The following is a 25,055-nucleotide window of genomic DNA, read 5'->3' as shown; positions in this document are numbered from 1 at the left end:
ATCGGTAACCATCTAAAAAGACACCATATCGATAAAAACACACACCTAACTATATTTATCGCCGCAATACCTTGAAAGAGCACATTAAATTGAATAGTTCATTGTGTTATCAACATTGGCCCACCAATGGCTGTCATAAAGACAATCAATGTCATTATGACAATTTTTATTGCTATCAAAAAGACACCATTAAGAATTTAAATTAAATTTTTTCCTTTATTTTCAATAACAAAAATACTTGGCACATATTGCGCAATAGCAAATTACAGGTATCAAAATGACGTTGGATTAAGGGGATTTATGAGCAAACAAAAACTCACCGCTATCGCACTATTATTAGTGTTGATTGCCTCATTTACTGTACTACTGAGCGTAGGCAGTGAAATTTATCGAGAAAAACCACCCATTCCCAGTGCATTTGTCGATGTGAATGGCCAAGTTATCTTTAGTGAAAATGATATAGAACAAGGTCAATTAGTATGGCGCTCAATGGGCGGCCATCAACTCGGTTCGATTTGGGGACATGGCTCCTATGTCGCCCCCGATTGGACCGCAGACTGGTTACACAGAGAAGCCCAAGCTTGGCTCGACCTGCGCGCCAAGCAACAATATCAAACGCCTTTCGAGCAACTAGGCTCCCAAGAAAAAGCGGGGCTTGAACAAGCATTAAGGGATGATTTACGCCATAACAGTGTTGAACAACAGATCGATGGCACTCAGCTTATTAGGCTATCGACCACACGGGTAGAAGCAATTCGCACGGTTAATCAACACTATTTATCCTTGTTTGGTGATGACCCTAAACTCAGTTCACTACGCGAACAATACGCCATGAAAGAGGGTACAGTGCCCGATGTTACACGCCGAGAACAACTTAATGCGTTCCTGTTTTGGGGGGCTTGGGCTGCCATCACTGAACGCCCAGATGCACCCTATACATACACCAATAACTGGCCGTTCGATCCTCAATTAGGCAATACTCCCACCTCGGATAATATTGTCTGGTCGATACTCAGTATCGTGACCCTGATAGCGGGTATTGGTGGATTGCTATGGCACCATGCCAGCGGTAAGCACGAAAGTCTGCCTAAGCCGTCGGAACAAGACCCGCTGTTTTTCACTAAACCAACCGCTTCACAAAAAGCCGTCGGCAAATACTTCATAACGGCGATAGGTCTCTTTTTACTGCAAATTTTACTCGGAGGCATTACCGCTCACTATGCGGTAGAAGGCCAAGAGTTTTATGGTTTACCTATTGCGGAAATACTCCCCTATTCAGTAACGCGTACTTGGCACACCCAATTAGCCGTATTTTGGATCGCAACTGCTTGGTTAGGTACAGGACTGTATATTGCTCCTGCGTTATCGGGCCATGAACCCAAATATCAACGAATAGGCGTTAACGTACTCTGGGTAGCCTTAGTGGTGGTTGTGCTCGGTTCAATGGCGAGCGAATGGATTGGGGTGCAACAGTATTTTGACCTCGATATGAACTTTCTCTTTGGTCATCAAGGATATGAATACATAGATCTTGGTCGAGTATGGCAAATCTTACTCCTCGTTGGATTACTGATTTGGCTCGCCCTCGTCACCGCCGCCATCAAACCCGCCCTCAAAGTTCAAGGCGAGATGCGCCCTGTTATTTGGGTACTCTATGCCTCCTGCGTCGCAATTGGTTTGTTCTATGGCGCCGGCCTCTTTATGGGCAAACACTCCAACTTAGCGATTGCAGAATACTGGCGTTGGTGGGTAGTACATCTGTGGGTTGAGGGCTTCTTCGAAACCTTTGCGACTGCCGTTATCGCCTTAATGCTGGTACGTTTGGGCTTAATCCGTGGCCGTAGCGCCAACGGTGCGGTCTTGTTTACAACGGTAATCTTCTTAACCGGTGGTTTAATCGGCACTTTACACCACCTCTATTTTACTGGCACACCAACCTCGGTTATCGCCTGGGGCGCAATTTTCTCGGCCTTAGAAGTGGTGCCTTTAGCCATCATAGGTTTTGAAGCAATGGAAACCTACCGCTTGCGTAAAGCCAGTCCATGGATGCAGCGTTATCACTGGGCGATTATGTTCTTTGTGGCTACCGCGTTTTGGAACTTGGTCGGTGCCGGTATGCTGGGCTTCTTAATCAACCCGCCAATCTCGCTCTATTACATTCAAGGATTAAACACCACTGCCACCCACGGTCACGCCGCCTTTATGGGGGTTTATGGCATGCTCGGCATGGGGCTAATGCTTTTCTGTCTGCGCGGTCTAACTGGCAATATGCAGTGGAATGACAAAATGCTCAAAGGCGCCTTCTGGAGCCTCAATATTGGCCTAGCGGCTATGGTGTTTATGTCACTATTACCTGTAGGGATTACGCAGTTTTTTGCGGTCATCGACCACGGCTATTGGTATGCCCGCTCGCCAGAGGTCATTCATAGTCCGCTGGTTGAAAGACTGGTATGGATGCGTATGTTTGGGGATATCATCTTCAGTATCGGCGGATTATTGATGGGCACCTTCTTATTTGACTTAATTAGAAAGGCCCTGAATAAACCTGCAAAGTTACAAGGGGAGCAATTATTACCAGACCACTAACACCAGACTAAATAACGGTTAGTCCCATACCAAGGTGCCATTGCTGGCACCTTGGTTGCCTAATCTCTAGCAGCTACGTTACGGAGAGTCATTCCTGCATGCATTTTGCTGTTAGTCGTGTTTAAACTACATGTGTCAATATAACAATCAATGGTATAAATCAGGGTAATCTAGCTGCTGGAGTGTTTATGGCCCTTAGTCAAACCGATCTTACCCGTATCGCCCTCGATATCACCTCAGGTTTAGCCCATAGAGACCGCTTCTCACGGCTGCTCAATACCGTTAGAGAAAACTTACACTGTGATGCCGCTGCGCTACTCACGTTTCATGGTCAGTATTTTACCCCACTCGCCATCGATGGTTTGAATGATGACGTACTAGGCAGACGTTTTATCCTTAATGAGCACCCAAGGCTTGAGGCTATTGCCCGTGCGGGTGATATAGTGCGCTTCCCGGCTGACAGCGAACTTGCAGACCCTTACGATGGTTTAATCCCCAATCAAACAGGCGCATTAAAAGTGCATGCCTGTATTGGACTACCGTTATTTGCCGATGAACAGCTTATCGGGGCCGTAACTATCGATGCCTTTAATCCTCTGCAATTTGATCAATTCAGCAATGCCGAGCTACGCAGTTTAAGTGCCATTGCAGCAGCATCTTTAAGTAATGCTTTACTGGTTGAAAAACTTGAACGTATGGCCCTAAACAGCCATTCAACCCATGCACAAGAAAATAGCCCTAACCTGAGCCAGAATGCCGAAATCATTGGCCATTCGCCCTTAATGCAAAGTTTAAACCGAGAGATTGAAGTCGTAGCTCATAGCGATCTGAACGTGCTGATCTTGGGCGAGACCGGCACAGGCAAGGAGTTAGTCGCCCAGGCGATACATCAAAAATCTGCAAGATCCAGTAAACCATTGGTCTATCTAAATTGTGCAGCACTCCCCGAATCGGTTGCCGAAAGCGAACTCTTTGGTCATATCAAAGGTGCGTTTACAGGTGCAATTAGCCATCGCAGTGGCAAATTTGAAATGGCCGACAAAGGGACACTCTTTCTAGACGAGATTGGCGAACTGCCCCTCACACTCCAAGCCAAGTTATTGCGAGTATTACAATATGGCGACATACAAAAGGTAGGTGATGATCGCAGCCTGAAAGTCGATGTCCGCATCATAGCTGCAACCAATAAAGATCTTAAAACAGAAGTGCTTGCAGGTCGTTTTAGGGCAGACCTTTACCATAGGTTAAGTGTATTTCCGATACTGGTTCCGCCCTTACGGGAGCGCGAACAGGACATCACACTTCTGAGCGGATTCTTTGCTGAACGCTACAGGCAAAAACTCGGGATGAAACAACTTAACTTCAGCAACAGTAGCCTACTCTTGCTCAATCAATATACTTGGCCGGGTAATGTACGCGAACTGGAACATGCTATCCATAGGGCGACAGTTCTAGCACGCGTAACCGCACAGGACGGCTGCTGCACCATTGCGCCACAACATTTCGATTTACCTGTTACACTTAACACCTCAAAAATGAGTTCATTGGCAATTACGCCGTTGAGCAATGCAACGCAAATCCAGCAAGAGTTTGTTAGCTTATCCCTAGCAACCGAGACATTTCAGCGCGACTACATCAAACAAGTCTTTACCACACATACTGGCAATTGGGCTGCCACGGCAAGGACATTAGGAGTTGACCCAGGTAATCTGCATCGGCTCGCAAAACGTTTAAAGCTAAAATAAGCAATAAATACGCTTTATGAACCATATTTCAGTTGAAATAATATCCAAAATAAGGAAGGATGCGAGCTTCGCGCGCCAGTGCATTGTGTATTACAATTTGCCGCCCGATTTTGGGAAGAAACTGCCGCGTAAAACAGGTTATTTTATTAACAGGAATCGTAGTATCCGCTTATGAGTATGCTTCGCACCACAGCTTTATTATTGACTTTGGTTTTTCCAAGTCTCTCCGCTTTAGCAACGGAATACCCTTTACCGTCTTCTAAGAGCCGGTTAGTTGGCGAGAACCTGTATTACACAGTGCCAGAGGGTAAACATACCCTCGAAGATATTGCCGCTCAGTTCCAACTCGGCCTAAGCAACTTGCTGGAAGCAAACCCTGGTGTTGATCCGTTTCTTCCAAAGCCAGGCAGTAAATTGTTAATTCCTAAACAATTAATTCTGCCCAATGCGCCACGTGAAGGCATAGTTATCAACGTTGCTGAAATGCGTCTATATTACTATCCAAAAGGCAAAAATACCGTGGAAGTTCTACCTATCGGTATTGGCCAAATTGGTAAAGACACGCCAGAAAACTGGGTAACCAGCGTGCAACGTAAACGTGCTAACCCGACATGGACACCAACGCCACGCATTCGTAAAGAATATGCGGCAAGGGGCGAAATTCTGCCAGCGGTATGGCCAGCAGGTCCAGATAACCCAATGGGGCTCTATGCACTCTACATTGGTAACTTGTATGCCATCCATGGTACCAACGCAAGCTTCGGTATTGGTTTACGTGTTAGCCAAGGCTGCGTGCGTTTACGTCACGATGACATTGAACATCTGTTCAAAACCGTGCCAGTTGGAACACGTGTACAATTTGTTAACCAACCGATTAAAGCGACCGAAGAACCAGATGGAAAGCGTTATTTAGCCGTGCATCAGCCGCTATCACGCACTATTGCTGAGTTTGAGTCAAACGAGCCTGTGGCAATTGCTTTACCAAAAGACATCGCTAAGTTTATTGCCAAAGCTGATACCGACTCCAGCGTGATCAAAAAGCTACTGGACGAGCGCACAGGCGTACCGACAATTATTAATCAATAGTTGTATGGCTAGTACGCAGTTGACGCTGCTTACTCTATAAAAATACCCGCCTCGGCGGGTATTTTTATATTGGTTGCAATGAAGCTTTGTAATCAATCACATAAAGGCGCGCATAGCGCTAAGAAGTGGGTCATTGCGGCGCTATTTGCTAACACTCGTTGATCAAAGTTTTGTAACGCAGGCGTTTCGGTACAGGCGCCAACACGCGCGCCACTACGCACTAAACATGCCTCAAACGAGGTATCGAAATGGTTGAAAATCAAGCCATCTTTAACCGGGCAACCATCAATCTCACCATCAACAGCAATGGGGAAATATCCTGCCAGCGTATCGCGTAAATCGAGACTAAAACGCCCTGGCACTTGGCTTGGCTCAAAAGAATAAACATAAGCTTCATGACTTAAGACGTCTTCATGGCAGGTTAAAATACCATCACGACTCGCCGCAATCAGTAATTGTGCGTGTTCTAACAGTAATTTACCCTCAACTGAGGTGCTCTCATTTGCCTTAGGTTTACCGTTTTCAAATACAAAGCCTCGGTTAGGGTTTTCACCAAATTTGTTAAATCGGTGGCCACGTTTAAACCCCGTTGGATTCACCAAAGGCAAAATACTTAAGTTTACCCGTTCGAATAATTCGACTGATGCCTCACTTAAAAAGTGCAGTAATCCCCAAGGGCCAGCTGACTCTTCACCGTGAAATCCTGCGCTGATCAATAACGAAGGTAAGCCAGATTTCGCGGCAGGTGACTGATACAGACTGACACTGTATTTACCCACGTCACCGAGTTTTTTCTCAACCATCCCCAAACGGGACATTTCCTGCTCAAGCTGTAGATAAAAATTATCGATATCAGTGCTTTCACAGTTAAAAATATCGCTTTTCCACTGAAAGGATTCGAACGGAGATCTGCTTACCATATCTTGTACTTATGCCAGAAAAAGAACTGTGCCATCATAGCAGCTCTTTACAAAAACTGAATGCTATTCAACTGATTTAGATGAAATCCGACGAGTGTCTGACGCGCCAACACCACCACTGCGTTATGCCATCAATCGGAAATTGAGATGGGATGCCAAATGAACACACACACCCGCCTTGGACTTGCTATATTGGTGATGCTGCTTAGTCCAGCGCTCAAGGCACAATGTCAAATCGAAGGCGCTGCAACGCTATATCAATTAGAATCACGCATCGAAACTTACTCCCTCGCCAATGGCCTTACCGTACACTTATTGCCCCTTGAGGATAAACACACCCTCACCATTGCCAGCCAATTTACTGTGGGGGCGCGCAACGAGACTAAGGGGCAAACGGGATACGCGCATTTGTTCGAGCATATGTTATTCAAGGGCAGTGAACAGGCACCCGGCGACACCTATGCACAACAGCTAAGTGCCTTAGGCGCCCGCTTTAATGCCAGCACCCACTTCGATTACACCAATTACTATGTCACTCTGCCGAGCCAAGCCCTCGCCTTGGGCTTGTTCCTCGAGGCCGATCGTTTTATTCGCCCCAATTTGACCGAAACCACAGTGAAAAATCAGCAAGAAACCGTGCTCCAAGAGATGGCGCAGACCATAGATAATCAACCCTATGTGCGTAGTGCGATGGAATTTCTGCTAGCACAGGTTAAAGATACGCCCTATGGCCACAGTATTATCGGTAGCCGTGAGGATATTACTCAGGCAAGTCCCGAGCGGTTAATCGCCTTTCATAGCGCCCATTATCGTCCCGATGCGATGCAGCTATCTCTGGTCGGCACACTTCCCTCCGACGTCAAGTCGCTTATACCACAACACTTTAGTGCTTGGCCCACGCCTAATCAGCCGATTGCCAAATTTGACGAGCTAAAAATTAACCCTAAGCCCGTGCATGCGGAGCTCATTGATGAACGTGGCCCTTGGCCCGGCTTACTGCTTGCGTGGCATACGGTAGGTAAAAATCATCCCGATGCTGCCGCTATACGCCTGCTAGAAGGCTATTTATTTCAAAATACTCGCAGCGCCCTCGCACAAATCAGCCTGCACGATCCGGCACAAATGTTGAGTTATTCACTGCCCTTTGAGCTAGAAAATCATGGCATAACCAATCTGGTATTAGTGCCAAGGGCAAAAACCTCCCTTAATGCGCTAACCGACATGGTCTTTGCGTTAGTTAAGCAAACCCAACAAACTCGCATAAGTGATGCAACGCTTTGTCAGCTCAAGCAAACCTGGTTAAATCAGCGTTTGGCAGAGCTCGACAACACTCAATCCCTAGCCACCTTACTATCCGCCACCGACAAACAGGATCAAGCCCATCCCTTAACGGCGCAATGGGAAAGGATTAACGCAGTAACCACAGCGGATATCCAGCGCGTTGCCCTGCAATACTTTACTCCCAATATGGTCAGGGTTGAGCTGTTACCGCCTTGGTATCTCCGCTTTGGAAAAACCTTACTCGAATGGTTACCCACAGGTGTTAGCGACGATTTAGAGGATGCAGTGCTATGATGAAAACATTCAGATACAACTGCTTAATGCCAACCTCAAGATTATCTAACGCACTGCAAACCATGAGTATTGGTCTTATTGCTGTCATACTTGGTGCCTGTCAGCAGACACCGCTTAGCTTTACCCCAACTCAAGCGCCCAGTTTGGCAAACTTTGATACCCAACCCAATCTACCTCAAGTCGGGAATATTTATCTTCCCAATGAGCAACCTTTTATTGATGTCACCCCCAATGGCGTCACCCTACCTTACCAGTTACAGCGTACGACTCGCGCGACTCAAAACCTTAGTAACAGAATGAGCCTAGTAGCAATTAGCCCCACTATACCCTTTGATAATCCTGATATTTTACAAGTCGCCTTTCAGGAAAAAGCTCGTAGCCTAGCGCTGACCCAAGCCGATGTTTGCCTTGAAACCTTCGAAACTCGCGTCACGCTGCATAGCATTAATATCAGCTTAACGTGCCCCGCATCAGTTAATCATCTCTACCAGTTACTGATACAGTTTTGGCAGCCCGATGCATTTAGTGAAACGGCGGCAATCGATATCGATAATATTCGCCGTCAATTGAAGCTTAATAAGCATTTAAATGCCTTTAGTGGCGCCGAAATCGATAAAGTCTGGCGGGACAAACTCCTAGGGACTGCACATCCCTACAACAAGAACATCAACAATCAGGCCTTGTTTGACTCACTTAGCCTAAGCGAACTGTCGCGGCTACAGCAGAACACCTTTGCTCAGGCAAACTGGCAGTTATTTTTACCTAATCATGCGCAAACCGAGTTTGATATTAAGCAGAGCCTCAGCCAGTGGCCAACTCGCATAAATACGGACTCTCCATCACACCTCATCAACACTCAAAAGCCACCACAATCCCGCACGCTGTATTTGATTGATGCACCGGGTAGTGTGCAAACACAAGTGCGAATAGGGTATGCCCTCGACGATAAGCATTTATCATCGCAGGATATGCCGTTAGCTTGCCGCAGCTTAGCCGCACTCTTAGGACGCAGTTTTTCCGGACGACTCTATTACGATTTGCGAGAAAAGCGCGGTTTGACCTACGGGATCTATGGTCAGTGCGCCAATGCACCACTCTCCACTAGCATCAAGTTTTATGGCAGCACGGCAATAGAACATACGGGCGCCTTTGTGGTGGGGATCTTAGATCATTTGAAACTACTGGCTTCAACGCCTGCAAGCGAAGGGGAATTAGCCGCCCTAAAAACCTATCTGATTGGCGAAGCCTTGTTAACGCAAGATAATCCTAACCTGAGCGAAACCCAATTTATTCATCAACAGGTGCTTAGATTAGATCCACAATCAATACAAGCCATAAACCTTAAACTGCAGGCGCTATCGCCCAATCAGTTGATGCAACTAGCACAACAAGCATTTTATGGTGAACCTCTAATCATTTTACGGGGAGATGTCGCCAAGATCTCGGCGGATCTCTCAGCTAAGCTGCCGGGATGGCAACTAGAGGAGGTCAAAGTGAATGATTGATATCGTTATAATTTATCCTTAGGAACATCACTCGCGTTGCCTTGCTGTAACATTTGGGCATGGCCTTGTTCCATTTGCGCTAAGTCTTCCATGGCAGCGCCCGAGTCGATATTCGTATGGGCTTGATGATGTTCAGCACTGCTGGTCTCGACCTTATCCGAGGTTATCAATGCAGCATTTTGTGACTCGTTATCGGCAGCGGCCATAACGCTATTTGGCGCTAAAGAGTCATCTTTTACTGGCGATAACAACATAGACTCAGTTGTCACTGGCGGACTCGGCTCAGTACTCACTGACGTTGAAGCCGCTTGACCAAGGGTTGTGAACCATGAAGTCAACGGTGTTGGTGCCATTATTCCAGCAACCGTGATGAGCGTAACTGCGGCAGCGCCATAGGACAACCATTTGTGTACTCCCTGCCGATGATCTTTAGGCTCGCTGGCATATAAGGCGTTAACGTGAGCGATTTTCGCATTGGAAGCAATAACGTCTGGCGCTAAGGTCTGAAGTAAATCGGGCAAATGATCCAATTCAGTATTTTTTAGGCGCTGACCGATAAATTGTCCGCCCTCATAAATCTCTAATTGATGGCTCAACACTTCGCCTTCAACGACACCAGAACTCACAATCACTAACTTATTACAACGCACTTTGCCACGAAAAACCCCGCAAACTCTCAGTTCATCACAACTCACTTCACCCGTGATCTCACCGCCAAACTCGATTTTAATCAGTCCAGCACCGCGGATCTTACCTGTTAATGCCCCCGCAACGAATGCCGTGCCCGCCAGTTGCATCTCACCTTCAATTGCGGTTGAGGCACTGATAAATGTGGCACTATGGCCTTTGCTACCCATAGGTTTAGTTCCAGATTATTATTTTTGTGAAAAAGATGTTAAGTTAAAAGTTCTCAATAATAAAGCATTGGATTTCTTTGATATTTAACCAGGCTGTGTTTTAGACAAGATTTTAGCCCTACAACAATCTATGTTAGGCTGAAGACGATTGGGCAGATGTCCCATCCCATATTGGTTCTAGCACCGCCTAAAATTGACTCAATTTATGACAAATTCCATGACCTTCAACCCGTTGTCACCGTCAACTCAAAACCAAACACCATTAGCCATTTATCAAGCTAAAATCGGGTTCGAGTTGATTGAAGATCCCGCGCAGGCGCAGGCAGTGCTCGCCTTAGATAAGTTGTATCAGCAGATTATTGGTCGAACAGACGCTCAGCCACTCAAAGGTTTATATCTATGGGGCGATGTCGGGCGCGGTAAAACCTTTCTGATGGATTTGTTCTTTGATGCCCTGCCACAGCAAGGAAAACTGAGATTGCACTTTCACCGCTTTATGGCGCGAGTGCACCAAGCCTTAAAGGAACATGCGGGGCAGCGCGATCCCCTTAAATTAATTGCAAAAAATTTAGCAAAGGAGTGTAAGGTACTCTGCTTCGATGAGTTTTTTGTCTCAGATATTGGCGATGCCATGCTCCTCGCTGGTTTGTTTGAAACCTTGTTTGCCCAAGGAGTCGTGCTGGTTGCCACATCCAACATTCCCATCGAACGTTTATATGAAAATGGCCTCGCAAGGCACAGATTTTTACCCTGCATTGCCCAGCTCCTAGCCCATACCCAAATGCTGCATCTGAATGGCGAGCAAGACCACAGGTTGCACGCCTTGAATCACGAACCGTCGGCAGAGGCCATTGCCGCCATCTCAAAGAATATTGGGCTGACTGGCACACTGGATTTTGATGGTATTTTTACCACGCTCACTCAAGGCGCAAACACTGTTCAAACAAGAACTCTGCGAGTCTGCCAGCGTGATATCCCCGTCGTGCGCGCCACTGCTGAAGGCCAACAGCCTTCGGTTGCTTGGTTCGACTTTTATGCCCTGTGTGATGGCCCGCGCTCACAACTCGATTACATCGAAATTGCCAGTCGATTTAAGATCGTATTGCTGAGCGGTGTTCCCAAACTGGGCGGCGAAGTAAAAAGTTGGATCCGCGCCCGCGGCACTGAGGATGGCACTGGCGAGAACCAAGCGGCCGCTACCGGTGAGCGGCAACTCTCTTACGCCGCCAACGATGATCCTGCTCGGCGTTTTATCAGCCTTATCGATGAGTTATACGATCAAGATGCCAGTTTATATTTAAGCTGCGACGTCCCACTGATGGATCTCTACCAAGGCGGCGCCCTCAGTTTTGAGTTTCGACGCACCTATAGTCGGCTAATCGAAATGAGCCACAGCACAAAACAATCCTGAACCCTCAACACGCCCGAAGAAACGGCAGCGGTCAACCTCTGCCATAACCCTTTACCGAGACAAACTTTCAGGCGCAAAGATAGCACTTAACTGCTGGATATCTGCCGCAACCCACTCTGGTTCGATACACTCGGCAAGATGGGCCGCCATAAACGCCACAAGCTGCATTGCGGCATAGGGCAAACGCTTGTCCCGACGGCCAACAAGATACCAATTACTCTCCAGTGGAAATCCGTTCACTGACAAGATTGCGGGTTTTTCACGCCCTTCCTGTAGGGTGTGGGCAGAAATAACCGATAAGCCTAAGCCTGATGCCACGCTCAAGCGGATCGCTTCATTACTCTCAATTTGCATCGTTTCACTCAAGGCGATCCCTTGAGCGCTACACCAAGATTCAAACATCAGGCGAGTTGCCGAGCCGGGCTCGCGGATAATAAAACGCTCTTGCTTCAATTCACTAAAGCGAACTTGTTGACGGCCAACCGCCCAATGATCCTTAGGCGCGATAAGCTGCAGCGGATTTTTAATGATCCTCGCCGATAATACTTGCTCACCACTGGGTGGATGACTGAAGAGATATAAATCATCTTCTTGGCGCTCAAATCGTCCCAAAATATGCGCGCGGTTACCGATATTTAAGGTCACTTTGACCTGCGGAAATTGCCGATAAAACGCCCCTAAAATCCGTGGTACCACATATTTTGCCGTAGTCACTAAACCGATATTGATATGGCCAATGCTGCCACCTCTGGCTTGCTGGATAAAGGCATCGAAATCTTCAAAGCGGCTCAAAGTATCGCAGGCGGCTCGGTAAAGCTCTTGCCCTATTAAGGTTGGCGACATACGGCCATCAATACTGTTCAGCAAAGGTTCACCCAAAATATCCGCTAACTTTTTAAGTTGCAGTGACACTGTGGGCTGAGTAAGGTGCAGGGTGCGAGCCGCCGCCGAAATATTGCCCAATCGAACCACCTGCACATAAACCTCAAGTAACCGAAAACTCAAATGCCGTAGTTTTAATTGACCTTGAGAAGATTTATCCATAGATAATTATCTATACCTAATTAGCAAATAATTTATTTTTCAATATATCGAATTAGGTTCAGAATCTCCAGCGTTCAATGGTTTTCAAATAAAATGATAGCCTTAAAATATTAATGCCTTTATTAATGAGATACTTATGCCAGATATTGTCATTGCATTTTTCGCCTTAGGTTTGCTCGCAGGCTTAGTCAAATCCGACCTTAAAGTGCCACCTGCCATTTACGAAACCCTATCCATTTTGTTAATGCTGACCTTAGGGTTAAAGGGCGGAATGGCACTGCATGGTCATACTCAACACTTAGTGATCACTGAACTCGTTGCTGTTGTTGCACTGGGTTTGATCATCCCATTAGTACTTTACCCTGTGCTCACGCGCTTAGTTCGGCTCGGACGCACGGATGCTATCAGTATCGCAGCCCATTATGGATCGGTCAGCGCAGGCACATTTGCCGTTGTTATCGCCATGGTGGAAAAATCAGGGATGATATTAAGACCGGAAACCACCTTATATTTGGTGTTACTCGAACTCCCAGCGATTGTGGTTATGCTCTGGTTACACCGATACTTAAGCGTTAAACAGCCGCTAGAAGCTACAGCGCCTAATACTCAGCAATCGAGCATACTGCATGAGGCCTTGACCAGCCGCGGCGTAATACTCCTAGTGGGTGGAGTCGTCATCGGTTGGCTTTATGGTCCGACAGGGCTTGCACCCATTAGTCCTGTATTACTAGGTGGTTTTAAAACGCTACTGGCCTTGTTTTTACTGGAGATGGGATTAGTCACAGCGAAAGTCTGTTTACCACTCCCATTGCAGCAGTGGCGCTTATTAGTTTTTGCCGCCGTCACACCTTTTGTCTTGGCATGGTGTGGGATTGGAGTGGGGTTATGGCTCGAGTTACCTGCCGGAAGCATCTTAGTGCTTGCAGGTTTAAGTGCCAGTGCCTCTTATATTGCCGCACCCGCCGCCATACGAGCCGCCATTCCCGAAGCGAATATCGGACTCGCTATGCTAGCATCCCTCGGGATTACCTTTCCGGTGAACGTGTTAATCGGTTTACCCTTGTACCAACACTGGATAATGCAAATTACCGGATAACAATTTGTCATAAGGGAGACTCAGGTCTCCCTTTTTATATCCACCATTAAGGGTTATTTGAATGATGTTCGGCTTTATCTTGATACATTGCCCTATCGGCAGCATCGAGTAAATCCTCAAGATTGATATCCGAATCAGGCGACCAATGGGCGATACCTATGCTGGTTTTTAAGGGGTTTTGCTGTGGATGTTGTTGATTATATTGGTCAAGTAATAATTGAAATCGTTTGATGGCAAAGCCAACGGTATCGGGCTGCACTAAACTTAATAGCACCACAAACTCATCACCACCTAATCTCGCGATTACATCGGATTCCCGAAATGCCGCCATTAAAATATGGGCAAAATCATAAAGTACCTGATCGCCCTTGCGATGGCCAAAACGGTCATTGACCTCTTTAAAAAAATCCAGATCAAAAAAGACTAACGCTGCCTGAGAATCCATGCGTCGACAACTAGCAAGAGATTGATAAGCAAGGAGTTCAAATCCTCTCCGATTAGAAATCATCGTTAAAGGATCTAAAGTATTCTGCGCAATAGACAACAACTCAGCCTCAACCATCTGCCCCAAATCCGTTAAGGTTTCGATATCATCTTCGCTAAATTCCCTCGGCTCATTATCAATTAAGCACAACGTCCCCACCCGATATTCGCTATGAATAGTCAAAGGATAACCAGCATAAAAACGAATATGGGGAGACTGAGTGACTAAAGGATTATCGTGAAAACGGGGATCCGTTAAGGCATCGTTAACGATAAAAATACCATCGTGATTAATGGCGTGGGCGCAAAACGAAACATCCCTTGATGTCTCCGTCACCGCTAATCCTTGGCGGGATTTAAACCATTGACGATTTGCATCAACTAAGGTCACCACGCAAATCGGCAGAGCAAAGATCCGCCGAGTCAGCCGAGTGATCCTGTCAAATCTTTCCTCGGCATCGGTATCGAGTATATTCAATGCCCTTAAGGTGGCTAAACGTTGCAACTCATTCTCAGGGATAGGAGGTAATTGCATAGCTCGCTCCAACTCTATATCAAGCATCGACTCACTACTTGATTCACTTGTTTTTACTTACTCAAGTATCGTCTGATAAATGGCGAGTATCCGCTCCGCATGAGCAGCTACATCGGCGTAAGCCAACTTCCCTGATTTTTGCTGTAGAGTTAGGCGATGATTTTCATCCCTTAACCAACAATAACTTTGGGTTAAATGTTGAGCGCTCATCAGTGGCAAGAGCTCAAGCTCAGCCAACACGCCGAAGATACGCACATTATCTGACCAAATTGACAACTCAGGGTACTCATGGGCATTGGCGAGCACTAAGTATTGTGCAATAAACTCAATATCCGCAATCCCGCCAGGACTCTGTTTTAAATCAAACTCACCTTCGGCAACCTTAAGCAAATGGTCGCGCATCTTCTGCCGCATCTCACGAACCGCTTTTTTAAGCTCGTCTTTGTCCCTTGGCTGCTCTAAGACTGAAGCGCGGATTTGGCTAAACTTGACAGCCAAGCTATTATCACCAAACACAAAACGTGAACGCACTAACGCTTGATGTTCCCATGTCCACGCCTCTTGGGTTTGATATTCACTAAAGCGGGCGATCTCACTCACCATAAGACCCGATGCCCCCGAAGGACGCAGGCGCATATCCACTTCATACAGCTCACCCGAGGTGGTTCGAGTCGAAAATAAGTGCAGAATACGTTGAGCAAGTTTAAGGTAAAAATGACCGACTTCAATCGGTCGATCACCATTGGTTAGGCTATTCGTCATATTTTCCGGCGCTTCATACAGAAAAACCAAATCCAAATCTGAGCCATAACCCAGCTCAATACCCCCTAACTTGCCGTAACCAATCACCGCAAAGCCCGTGTCGCTACTTTCCGCTAGATAACTCGGCACGCCATGGCGCACCGCTATCTGCTGCCATGCCTGCATCACCACTTGTTCGATAATAGCTTCAGCCAAAAAAGTCAAATGGTCACTCACCTGCATCACAGGCAATACACCGGTAACATCCGCAGCGGCAATTTTAAGTTGTTGCGACAGCTTAAACTGGCGCAGCGCCTCCATTTGCTGCTCCATATCATCCTCTGGTACCCGCAGCAAATACTGGCGCAGTTCACTCGGATAATCATCCAGCGAAGTTGTATCGTATAGATGCGCTGGGTCGATAAGCTCATCAAGCAGCATAGGAAACTTTGCAAGTTGCACCGCAATCCAAGGACTTGCGCAGCACAGACTCACCAGTTGCTGACGGGCGCCGGGGTTTTCGCACAGTAACTCAAGGTAGGTAGTACGCGTTAAAATTTGCTCAAGCACTTTAGACACGGGCTCAAAAGCCGCCGACGGGCTAGGTTGATTAAGCAACTCGTCGAGCAACCTTGGCATTAATTTATCGAGAGTTTCACGTCCACGCGGGCCAATCGAGCGTTTCGTCACGGTTTCACGCCAACGACTCAGTAAAGGCCAGAGTTTTTCGTCATCAATCTGCTGCTCAGCTAACAAGTTGATTGCGTGATCATCCTGCTGCACGTTCCACAACTGCGCCGTCCAATGCTCAGCTTTTTCTTCGCCTTCTTCGCCGCCAACGGTAGCCTTAAAGTGACGATGAATTTTCGCCATCGCCGCCTCGATATGGATACGAAGATCAGTTTCATTAGCTATCTCGAGCACATAACAAAGTCTCTCCCAATCGAGAGGATTATTCGGCAAGGTTTGCGTTTGTTTATCATCAATCGCTTGCAAAAGATTCTCGACACGGCGCAGCAATAAATAACTGTGTTTTAGCTCATCGACCGCCAGATATTCAAACTGCCCAAGGCTATAAAGAGTGCCCATAGCACCAAACAGACTTTGCTGGCGCAGCGAGGGTTCACGACCACCACGGATCAACTGGAAGCTTTGTACAACGAACTCCACCTCACGAATCCCTCCCGCACCGAGCTTAATATTGTCGGTTAACTGACGACGGCGGACTTCTTGAGCGATAAGTTGTTTCATTTTGCGCAGGGATTCAATCGCCGAAAAATCGATATAACGGCGATAAACAAAGGGGCGCAACAAACTGTGTAGCTCGTCGGAAAAATGATTCCAAGGCCCGAGCGAGCGGGCTTTAACCATGGCATAGCGCTCCCAATCACGCCCTTGCTCTTGGTAATAATCCTCAAGACCACTAAAGCTCACGACTAAAGGCCCGCTCTCGCCATAAGGGCGCAGGCGCATATCGACGCGGAATACAAAACCATCAACGGTAATTTGGTCGAGTAAATTAACGAGCCTCTGTCCCATTCGGATGAAAAACTGTTGATTATCAAGACTACGACGACCACCAACGGTTTCACCATGTTCTGGGAAAGTAAAAATCAGATCGATATCAGAAGAGAAGTTCAGCTCTCGGCCACCGAGTTTTCCCATACCCAAAATTAACAGCGGTTGAGGATTACCCACCTTATCCATTGGTGTCCCGTATTGCGCGCACATCTCTTTATAAAGCCAATCCCTTGCGCCAATAACTAACGCCTCTGCGAGCGCAGAAAGATCGAGCAAAGACTCCTCTAAGCTGGCGTAATCTAAAAAGTCTCGCCATGCTAACCGCACCATTTGATAATTACGGAATCGACGCAATAGGCGTTTTGCCATGTCTTCGGTAGTGGCGCTGGTTAATAGCTCGCGTAACTGGGCATCAAACAATTTTCGTTCGACTTGCTGCAAATCATCGGCAAACAGGGTGTTGATCCATTCAGGAGAACGAGTTAACTGCACCGCGATATAATCGCTTAATCCTAAAACGTTTTTTAGTTCCTGCTGCTGCGCAGGCGTTAAATTTGCCAGTCCTTCTGACCATACTTCAGCGAGACGTGCCCAATGGCGCTCTGCGGCTTGAGTGATGAGGGGAGACAATGACTTATTACTGTCTTTTTGTACGGCCATAATAATCCCTAACAAATTTAAACATCGACATATTATGTCACAAATGATATAGAATGAAATCGCATCAGGTTTAACAAAGTTGCTATGCCTTAACGCGTGTTTCTATAAATGGCAAAACTTAAGTTCCCTCAAGAGAGCAACCCCTCTTTCTTGGCTGTTTAGGGTACTATAACCTGTGAGGCAAACATATTGGGCAAGTTGATTATTATTGTCCGCCCATATTTGAGTTTTATTTCAGCACTTTTGGAGAAAACATGGCAGGAATGCTAATGCGTGTTCTCACGTCGATGCTCATTTTGGCCGCGACCTTATCGCTAACGGGTTGTGGCGATGATCGGCCGGAGAAAATAGAGAAGTATCAACAACTCACAGAGCAGCGTCTCACAACCCTCAATACCATGCTTGATGACGGTCAGGTGCGTAATGCTAATCTGCTCAAGCAATATAGCAGCTTGCTAAAACAGCAAAAGCCCGATTTGGCGCCATTAGTAGATGAATTAGCCAAGGATGCAACCGCCGAAGGACCCATGTATGCCTCGCTCAAACGCCGCTTAGCTGATGCCAAAAATTCGGCCAACTTTACCGATCTCGACCAACAATTAGCCGAGGTTGAGAATCTCTATCAAGCAGCCGATCCTAGCCTGTATAACGACATGCTATCCGATCCGGTGAACGTGATCGCAGATATGTCAGAGGGTAAGCTTGCCCGTGTCAATGCCATCAGCCGTGAAGCGGCGGCCCTTGCCAATAATGCCGAGGACTATGGCCCTGGTAGTCAACTAGTGGGTAACCCCGCTTATGGAAGTTGGCAGACTGACTCTAGTGGCATGTCTTTCTGGGCTTGGTACGGCATGTATTCCATGTTCTCCAACATTTTTCAGCGTCCAATCTACTACGACCGCTGGTCAGGTAACCGTGGATATAGTTATTACAACGACGTTGGCAGATATCGCTACACCTCGCCAAAACAGGTAGAAGCTCAAGCTAGAGTCTTTGCAGAAACGAAAAAACGTTTCGATTCTCAAGGAAAGCGCTTCGATAGCCCCTATGCAAAATCACGTACAGGCTCAACCGCTCTCTCCCGCGAGAGCACTAGCGCCCCCAAAGCAAATACTGCTGGTTCGAGCTCAGCAAATAAGTCAGGCGCGCAATCGGGCAGTAAATTCCGCTCAAATTATTCTAAAGACAGCAGTTTCCGTAATTCCAGCAACCGCACGACCCGCAGTGTGCGCCGAGGCAAGTAACGTAAAGGATCTCCCATGACACTATTTCAGGATTTCGGTATCACACCAGAGCTAATCACTATACTCGCAATCGACCTCACGATTGCGGTTATCCTATTGACATTAATGCGTTATTTACAAGGATGGAGCGTTAGCGTCAACAGCAGTAAAGAACTGGCTGAACGCGATAACTTTGCCTTTGGGATCAGCACTGCTGGCGCAGTTGCTGCGTTAGGCATTGTGCTCACAGGCGCCATCACTGGTGCCGCAGCGCCCTCCTATTTAACTGAAGCGATAGGCATGAGTGCCTATGGTTTATTTGGTTTAATACTGATTAAATTTGGGCGCTTTCTACACGATAAAATCGCGTTAAATGAACTCGATAAAAATCAGCAAATTGTTAAAGGTAACGTGTCTGTCGCCATTGTGGATGCCAGTGTTGCTATCGCCACCGCAATCATTATTCGCGCAGTACTGTTATGGGCTGAAGATCTAACAATCGACACTTTTATTGCCATCTTTAGCGCCTTTGCGATTTCACAACTCATGCTGGTGCTACTCACCCGCTTACGTGAAAAACGTTTCGCAAGTCGTAACCAAGACTCATCAATGCAACAGGCACTCGCTCAAGGCCATACCGCTGTTGCTATTCGCCACGCCGGATTTATGATCGCTATGGCGCTCAGCTTTAATGCCGCAAGTCATTTTATCCTTTTTAATCCAACGGCCTATGTCACTAACATCATTGGTTGGTTGGTGTTTTCAATCATTATGTTAGTCGTGCTGACACTGCTGTTGTTTGTGATTAAAAAGCTGGTTTTAGCACGGATCAATTTAGCGGATGAAGTCGAAAGACAACATAATATTGGTATCGCAGCCGTGGAAATGGCCATCAGTATTGCAATCGCACTTATCCTCACAGCCCTAATGGCGTAAATGCATGCACGAGTCACAATTAACCACTTCGGCGGCTAAACCTAGCCGCCTAGGCTGGTTCGACGATGCCCTATTACTGGGCATAATGGCCGTGCTCGCTGGGTGCGGTCTTATCTACGAATACCTGTTATCCCACTACGCTGGCCGGATTTTAGGCGCACTTGAGGCCGCCATCTATACCATGATCGGTCTGATGATCGTCTCCATGGGCCTTGGGGCCTTTGCCGCGCGTAAAATTAAGGATGCGTTCACTGGCTTTGTGGTGCTCGAACTCACCGTCGCGCTCTGTGGTTCGCTGGCAATTCTAATTACCGCTGCCGTGATAGGTTTTGGCCAACAGCTACCGATGATCATCGCCAACACCTTGGGCTTGCCGCCGGATCAACTGCCCGAAGGTGGGATGATTGGCACGCTACAAAAGCTTAGTGAATATCTACCTTATGTCTGGGGCGTGCTGCTCGGCTTGATGATCGGGATGGAAATCCCACTGATCGCAAGGGTAAGACAATCCCTTTCAGATGAACACTTACTCCACAATGCGGGCACAATTTACGGTGCTGACTATATTGGCGCGGGCATTGGCGCGGCCATTTGGGTCGGCTTTATGCTGGCCATCGATATACAACTCGCCGCAGCACTGACCGCCAGCTTTAACTTGCTCGCCGGCTTTGTGTTTATCTGGCGTTTTTGGCCAAAGATCCAAAGACCGAAATTACTGTTAGTGGGCCACTTAGTCGTCACTGGCGTATTGTTGCTACTCGCCATTCAAGGGCCAAGCTGGGAGCAACAGTTCAACAATCTGCTTTATAAAGATAAGGTGGTCTATTCCAAGGCAACACGTTTTCAACAGCTGACCTTTACAGAGCGCCTACGCGGCAATGGTCTTCCCCCCGTATATGCCTTGTATATCAATGGTCGTTTACAGTTTTCGAGTAGCGATGAACACATTTACCATGCGTTTTTAGTTCATCCAACCCTTGCGGCTAGCGCTCGTCATAACAAGGTATTAATCATTGGCGGCGGTGATGGGCTGGGCCTAAAACAAGTATTGCGCTGGGAACCTGAACAAGTAACCCTACTCGACCTTGATGCGGCATTGGTGCAACTGTTTAAATCCCCCGATTCTGATATGCCTGCGCGTTTAAGCCAAGCCCTGCTATCACTCAATGGCAATGCGTTTAACGATCCTAGAGTAACGGTCATCCACGATGATGCCTTTAATGGAGTAGATAAACTGATTGCGAAAGGGGATAAATATGATGCGATTATTGTGGATTTACCCGATCCCAGCCATCCAGATCTGAATAAGCTTTACTCGGATTATTTCTATCGAAAACTTAAGGAACTAATGAGCAGTGATGGCGCTCTGACAGTACAGTCAACGTCACCCTATCATGCGCAAAAAGCCTTTATCTCGGTAGCAAAAACCTTGGCATTAGCGGGATTTGATGTAAAACAATATCACCACAATGTCCCTAGTTTTGGCGAATGGGGTTGGAGTATTGCCACCTTAAATGGCAAAGATGCTCAACATCGTTTGGCACAGCTGACAGATCTGCCTATTGTGGATGACTGGCTAACCTTAGGTTTAGTTAAAGGCGCGTTTGAATTTCCTGCCAATTTTTATCAGGATGCGACCAATATTAAGCCCAATGAACTGGGGTCATTACAGTTGTACCATTATCATCAACAGGCTTGGTCCGAAACCCAAGGACTGGATCTTTTTTAACGGATGAAGATAGTGCTTGACATATTATGTCTCAGTGCTATCTTTGAACACAGACATAATATGTCAATAAGGACAAATATGAATATCCATACTCTTGCTAATCACCTCAACAGCCTTGGCAATAACAGCCAAACCGGCTTCCAATTCGATTGCTATCCAATTGATGGTGAAGTCGAAGTGTTGCAAGTGAATGTGGTCGGCCGTGAAGAAATCCCGGTATTCGTATCGGTTACGGATAACCAAATTCTCTGCATCAGTTACCTGTGGGGCGAAAATGAAGTAAACCAAGAACGTCGCAGTGAAATGTTTGAAACCATGCTCGAATTGAACATTCCAATGCCACTGTCAGCTTTTGCCAAGATTGATGACAAATACGTGGTTTACGGTGCACTGTCTCTGCAATCTAGCATGCTCGAAATCGAGCAAGAGCTAGCAGTATTATCCGATAACTGTTTAGAAGTTATCGATGAAATGGTCGACTATCTGAAATAAGGAGCCACAACATGGGCATTCTGAATAAAATTTTAACAGCGTTTCGCGGTGGTGCCACCGAAGTTGGCCAAAGCATCGTAGACGCAAACTCGACCCGAATTTTCGAACAGGAAATCCGCGATGCCGAGAAACATTTAACCAACGCCAAGCGCGAACTGACCGATGTGATGGCCAAAGAAATGCAAGCCAGCCGCGAAGTTGACCGCTTAAAGCGTTCGATTGCTGAGCACGAAGGCTATGTCGCCCAAGCGTTAGACAAAGGCAATGAAGCCTTAGCGATTGAAGTGGCGGAAAAAATTGCCCAATTGGAGCAAGAACTATCTGAGCAGCAGACCGCCAATGATAGCTTCAGCGCCCATGCGGTACGCTTAAAAGATTTGGTGAAGAAAACCGAGCGTCAACTGTCTGATTATCAACGTCAGTTAAGCATGGTAAAAACCACCGAAAGCGTGCAAAAAGCCACGGCGACCATTACCGACTCTTTTGCATCAAGCAACTCTAAGCTACTGAATGCAAAAGACTCTTTAGAACGTATCAAAGCGCGTCAGCAGCAGTTTGATGACAGATTAAAAGCCGCTGAAGCCTTAGCCGAAGAAGGCAGTGATAAATCATTGCAGGCTAAGTTAGCTGAAGCGGGCATCGGTGAGCAAAAATCCAATGCTAACGCTGTGCTCGAACGTATCAAGGCACGTAAAAGCTAATTAAGATTGACCAAACGCCGAGCACTGATGGGACCATCACCCCCTATTGTGCTCGGCTTTTTTGTTTTAGGTATACCAACATTCACCCAAGTCTAAGCTAACTCATGGGTTAGTTCAGAACATTGGCGCACAGCTTAGGAGCGAATATGGGATTTTTTAACAGTATTTTTGGTAAAAAGGCGCCACCAGCGCGTGAACTCAATCATCCCTCCGCGCTCAAGATCGGTGACATGATCTCCATCGACAATAGTTTTGCACTGCCACCACAATTGCGCGGCCAACAACTCAAAGTCGAAGCCGTTAATACCTACGAATTTGAACGTAAACAACAAACCGAATGGGTACTCAAAGGGCATGGTAGTGACACCTTGTTTTTAAGCATCGAAGAAGACGATGAAACTTACCTTGCTTTTTCCCTTAAAATTACCCGCTCCCAGGTTGAGCAACTATTCGACCTAGAGCAATTTAGCACCCTGTTCGATGAGCCTGGACACGCCGAGCTCACCACCCAAGAGTTATCACCACCGTTAGCCGAGCAGCTCGAACAATGGTTGGGCAAGCAATACCACCAAGTGAGTTTTGCACTCTTTGGCTACTTTCACCGTGAAGATTATCGAGGACTTAAACCGCCGCAGGATGCCAATGGCGCCAGCGGTGAACCCTTCGAATATTATTTGCTGCTCGATGATGACGAAAGCCGCGCAGTAGAAGTTGAAGTGTATGAGGGTGGCGATACCGATGTGGTACTGACCTTATACCGCCCCTTGTCAGACATTCGCGACTACTGGCCAGGTCAGTAAAATTTGGCAAAAGATAAAGTGCGTGACTCGCACTTTATCGCTTAAGCCATTACAATCCCCATTGAATTGGCTCGCAATATACGGTTGATAGCAACAGGTAAAACCCAATGAGTAAAATGAAACACCCTCTTCCAGAGCAATGGCAGAAGAACCAAGATGCTGCAAAGGCGACTCAAGTGGCTTTCGACCTCGATGAAAAGTTTCAATATTCTATTCGTAAAGCGGCGCTCGATGCGGGCGTTAGCCCTTCCGATCAGATCAGAACGATTTTGGGCTTAAGTGTTTCAAAACGTCCGACTCGCCCCCGTTTAACCGTGTCACTTAACGCCGACGATTATGTGCAACTTGCTGAAAAATACGGTCTAAGTGCTGATGCCCAGCTTGAAATTAAACGTAGAGTACTTGAAGATCTCGTACGCTTTGTCGCAAAGGACTAATAATTTCAGCGTTAATCCTGCACAAAAATCGGCGTCAAATGGCCTGACTGGACTAACTCGGGCGATTTATCACAAAGTTAATTTACTCATAGCGTAAACTCTTTTACCTTAAACATTCGCCTTAAAACACAGGGATCATGTTAGGCATGACAGATAAAACCTCTTGGTCACTCCGCGCCGTTGGTAATCCCTCACCCATCGAAGTTGCAATGATGCTGCTATCGCTGCTATCGGTGATCATAGTGCTAGTGATGACCTTTGGCCGTCTCGATACAGAAACCTATCGATTACTCTTTTTCATCGATACCACGATTTGCATGATTTTTATGGTCAACTTTTTTGCTGGCCTATTACGCTCGCGGAATAAACTCTTTTACCTACGCCATCATTGGATCGATTTCATCGCCAGTATTCCTGCTATTGAGGCGCTACGCATTGCACGGGTCTTCCAAATCCTGCGGGTGATCCGTTTAATCCGTATGAGTCGCTCCTTCCTTATCCCACTGATAAAACAACGTAAACAAGCCACCCTTGCCAGTTTGCTGGTGGCTATGGTGACCATTTTAACCTTCGCTTCAATTATTATTTTGATTGTCGAAAGCGGCACAGAAGGCGCGAATATCCAAACCGCCGAGCAGGCTATTTGGTGGGCATTAGTGACCATTTCGACCGTAGGTTACGGCGACTTTTATCCCGTCAGCACCGCGGGGCATATTGTGGGTGGCATAGTGATCGTTAGTGGTGTGAGTTTTTTCGGGGTAATTTCGGGGTATATGGCTTCTGTGTTTGTTGCACCAGATGAAAGTGAACGACAGGAGCGCCAAGATGCCCATAAGGCAGAAATCAAGTCAGAACTTGAACTAGCGCTTGCTAGAATGGAAGAAACCCAGCGGCAAATGGAGCAAAATCAGGCACAGATGCTGGCCAAAATTGCTGAGTTAAAACAAGCATTAGAAGCCCAAAAAAATTAGG

Annotated in this window: 20 protein-coding genes; 15 read left to right on the top strand and 5 right to left on the bottom strand. The window is 46.9% G+C overall.

Annotation, left to right across the window (positions count from 1 at the left end; all coding sequences use genetic code 11):
- Positions 1-300 precede the first annotated feature (300 nt).
- From KXJ80_RS07065 to KXJ80_RS07055, 3 genes are all read left to right on the top strand, one after another.
- On the top strand, positions 301-2,586 hold the full coding sequence (locus KXJ80_RS07065; RefSeq protein ID WP_259474643.1) for a nitric-oxide reductase large subunit: 2,286 nt from the start codon (positions 301-303) through the stop codon (positions 2,584-2,586).
- A gap of 188 nt (positions 2,587-2,774) precedes the next feature.
- Positions 2,775-4,331, top strand: coding sequence for a nitric oxide reductase transcriptional regulator NorR (gene norR / locus KXJ80_RS07060; RefSeq protein ID WP_218738044.1), 1,557 nt, complete (start codon positions 2,775-2,777; stop codon positions 4,329-4,331).
- 171 nt (positions 4,332-4,502) lie between these two features.
- Positions 4,503-5,417 carry a L,D-transpeptidase family protein gene (locus tag KXJ80_RS07055; RefSeq protein WP_037421718.1) on the top strand — a complete coding sequence of 305 codons (915 nt, stop codon included), beginning with the start codon at positions 4,503-4,505 and terminating at the stop codon, positions 5,415-5,417.
- A 92-nt stretch (positions 5,418-5,509) separates the two neighbouring features.
- On the opposite strand, the gene KXJ80_RS07050 is transcribed toward KXJ80_RS07055, so the two are convergent.
- Positions 5,510-6,337 (bottom strand): N-acetyl-ornithine deacetylase, encoded by an 828-nt coding sequence (locus KXJ80_RS07050; protein WP_037421721.1) that lies wholly within the window; start codon positions 6,335-6,337, stop codon positions 5,510-5,512.
- A gap of 159 nt (positions 6,338-6,496) precedes the next feature.
- Between KXJ80_RS07050 and KXJ80_RS07045 the strand changes: the two genes are divergently transcribed.
- The gene (locus KXJ80_RS07045) at positions 6,497-7,912 is read left to right on the top strand and encodes a M16 family metallopeptidase (RefSeq protein WP_218738043.1); all 1,416 of its coding nucleotides are present in this window, start codon (positions 6,497-6,499) and stop codon (positions 7,910-7,912) included.
- Positions 7,909-9,417: a M16 family metallopeptidase gene (locus KXJ80_RS07040; RefSeq protein WP_375164124.1), complete on the top strand. Its 1,509-nt coding sequence runs from the start codon at positions 7,909-7,911 to the stop codon at positions 9,415-9,417. The genes KXJ80_RS07045 and KXJ80_RS07040 overlap by 4 nt, the downstream gene beginning before the upstream one ends.
- A 5-nt stretch (positions 9,418-9,422) precedes the next feature.
- Here KXJ80_RS07040 and KXJ80_RS07035 read toward each other — a convergent pair whose 3' ends face one another.
- Positions 9,423-10,274: a bactofilin family protein gene (locus KXJ80_RS07035; protein ID WP_218738042.1), complete on the bottom strand. Its 852-nt coding sequence runs from the start codon at positions 10,272-10,274 to the stop codon at positions 9,423-9,425.
- A 205-nt stretch (positions 10,275-10,479) separates the two neighbouring features.
- Here KXJ80_RS07035 and zapE point away from each other — a divergent pair, with 205 nt between their 5' ends.
- Complete coding sequence (gene zapE, locus KXJ80_RS07030) at positions 10,480-11,685, top strand: cell division protein ZapE (RefSeq protein WP_218738041.1); 1,206 nt, start codon at positions 10,480-10,482, stop codon at positions 11,683-11,685.
- 51 nt (positions 11,686-11,736) lie between these two features.
- Here the strand turns inward: zapE and KXJ80_RS07025 are convergent, their stop codons facing one another.
- Positions 11,737-12,729 carry a LysR family transcriptional regulator gene (locus KXJ80_RS07025; RefSeq protein WP_055647755.1) on the bottom strand — a complete coding sequence of 331 codons (993 nt, stop codon included), beginning with the start codon at positions 12,727-12,729 and terminating at the stop codon, positions 11,737-11,739.
- Between the two features lie 136 nt (positions 12,730-12,865).
- On the opposite strand from KXJ80_RS07025, the gene KXJ80_RS07020 reads away from it, so the two are divergent.
- Positions 12,866-13,825, top strand: coding sequence for a sodium-dependent bicarbonate transport family permease (locus KXJ80_RS07020; RefSeq protein ID WP_218738040.1), 960 nt, complete (start codon positions 12,866-12,868; stop codon positions 13,823-13,825).
- Between the two features lie 46 nt (positions 13,826-13,871).
- Here the strand turns inward: KXJ80_RS07020 and KXJ80_RS07015 are convergent, their stop codons facing one another.
- Together KXJ80_RS07015 and glnE are read right to left on the bottom strand one after the other, a co-directional pair.
- Positions 13,872-14,843 carry a GGDEF domain-containing protein gene (locus KXJ80_RS07015; RefSeq protein WP_047539564.1) on the bottom strand — a complete coding sequence of 324 codons (972 nt, stop codon included), beginning with the start codon at positions 14,841-14,843 and terminating at the stop codon, positions 13,872-13,874.
- 57 nt (positions 14,844-14,900) lie between these two features.
- Positions 14,901-17,765 (bottom strand): bifunctional [glutamate--ammonia ligase]-adenylyl-L-tyrosine phosphorylase/[glutamate--ammonia-ligase] adenylyltransferase, encoded by a 2,865-nt coding sequence (gene glnE / locus KXJ80_RS07010; RefSeq protein WP_218738039.1) that lies wholly within the window; start codon positions 17,763-17,765, stop codon positions 14,901-14,903.
- Between the two features lie 254 nt (positions 17,766-18,019).
- On the opposite strand from glnE, the gene KXJ80_RS07005 reads away from it, so the two are divergent.
- The 8 genes from KXJ80_RS07005 (at position 18,020) to KXJ80_RS06970 (ending at position 25,054) form a co-directional block, all read left to right on the top strand.
- Positions 18,020-19,009, top strand: coding sequence for a hypothetical protein (locus KXJ80_RS07005; protein ID WP_037430255.1), 990 nt, complete (start codon positions 18,020-18,022; stop codon positions 19,007-19,009).
- A 15-nt stretch (positions 19,010-19,024) separates the two neighbouring features.
- Positions 19,025-19,924 carry a DUF350 domain-containing protein gene (locus tag KXJ80_RS07000; RefSeq protein WP_218738038.1) on the top strand — a complete coding sequence of 300 codons (900 nt, stop codon included), beginning with the start codon at positions 19,025-19,027 and terminating at the stop codon, positions 19,922-19,924.
- Positions 19,925-19,928: 4 nt separating this feature from the next.
- Positions 19,929-21,653, top strand: a complete 1,725-nt coding sequence (locus tag KXJ80_RS06995; protein WP_218738037.1) for a polyamine aminopropyltransferase — start codon at positions 19,929-19,931, stop codon at positions 21,651-21,653.
- 78 nt (positions 21,654-21,731) lie between these two features.
- Positions 21,732-22,145 carry a YjfI family protein gene (locus tag KXJ80_RS06990; protein ID WP_007645549.1) on the top strand — a complete coding sequence of 138 codons (414 nt, stop codon included), beginning with the start codon at positions 21,732-21,734 and terminating at the stop codon, positions 22,143-22,145.
- Between the two features lie 11 nt (positions 22,146-22,156).
- Positions 22,157-22,846, top strand: a complete 690-nt coding sequence (locus KXJ80_RS06985) for a PspA/IM30 family protein (RefSeq protein ID WP_037421761.1) — start codon at positions 22,157-22,159, stop codon at positions 22,844-22,846.
- Positions 22,847-22,992: 146 nt separating this feature from the next.
- Complete coding sequence (locus KXJ80_RS06980) at positions 22,993-23,646, top strand: hypothetical protein (protein ID WP_047539554.1); 654 nt, start codon at positions 22,993-22,995, stop codon at positions 23,644-23,646.
- Positions 23,647-23,753: 107 nt separating this feature from the next.
- The gene (locus tag KXJ80_RS06975; RefSeq protein ID WP_037421772.1) at positions 23,754-24,083 is read left to right on the top strand and encodes a hypothetical protein; all 330 of its coding nucleotides are present in this window, start codon (positions 23,754-23,756) and stop codon (positions 24,081-24,083) included.
- Between the two features lie 146 nt (positions 24,084-24,229).
- Positions 24,230-25,054, top strand: coding sequence for an ion transporter (locus KXJ80_RS06970; RefSeq protein WP_037421864.1), 825 nt, complete (start codon positions 24,230-24,232; stop codon positions 25,052-25,054).
- Position 25,055: the final 1 nt, after the last annotated feature.

The organism is Shewanella xiamenensis, from assembly GCF_024971755.1.
In the GTDB taxonomy this organism is placed as follows: Bacteria; Pseudomonadota; Gammaproteobacteria; order Enterobacterales; family Shewanellaceae; genus Shewanella; species Shewanella xiamenensis.
The sequence above is the reverse complement of the archived record's forward strand: the minus strand, read 5'-3'. Positions and strand labels throughout refer to the sequence as shown.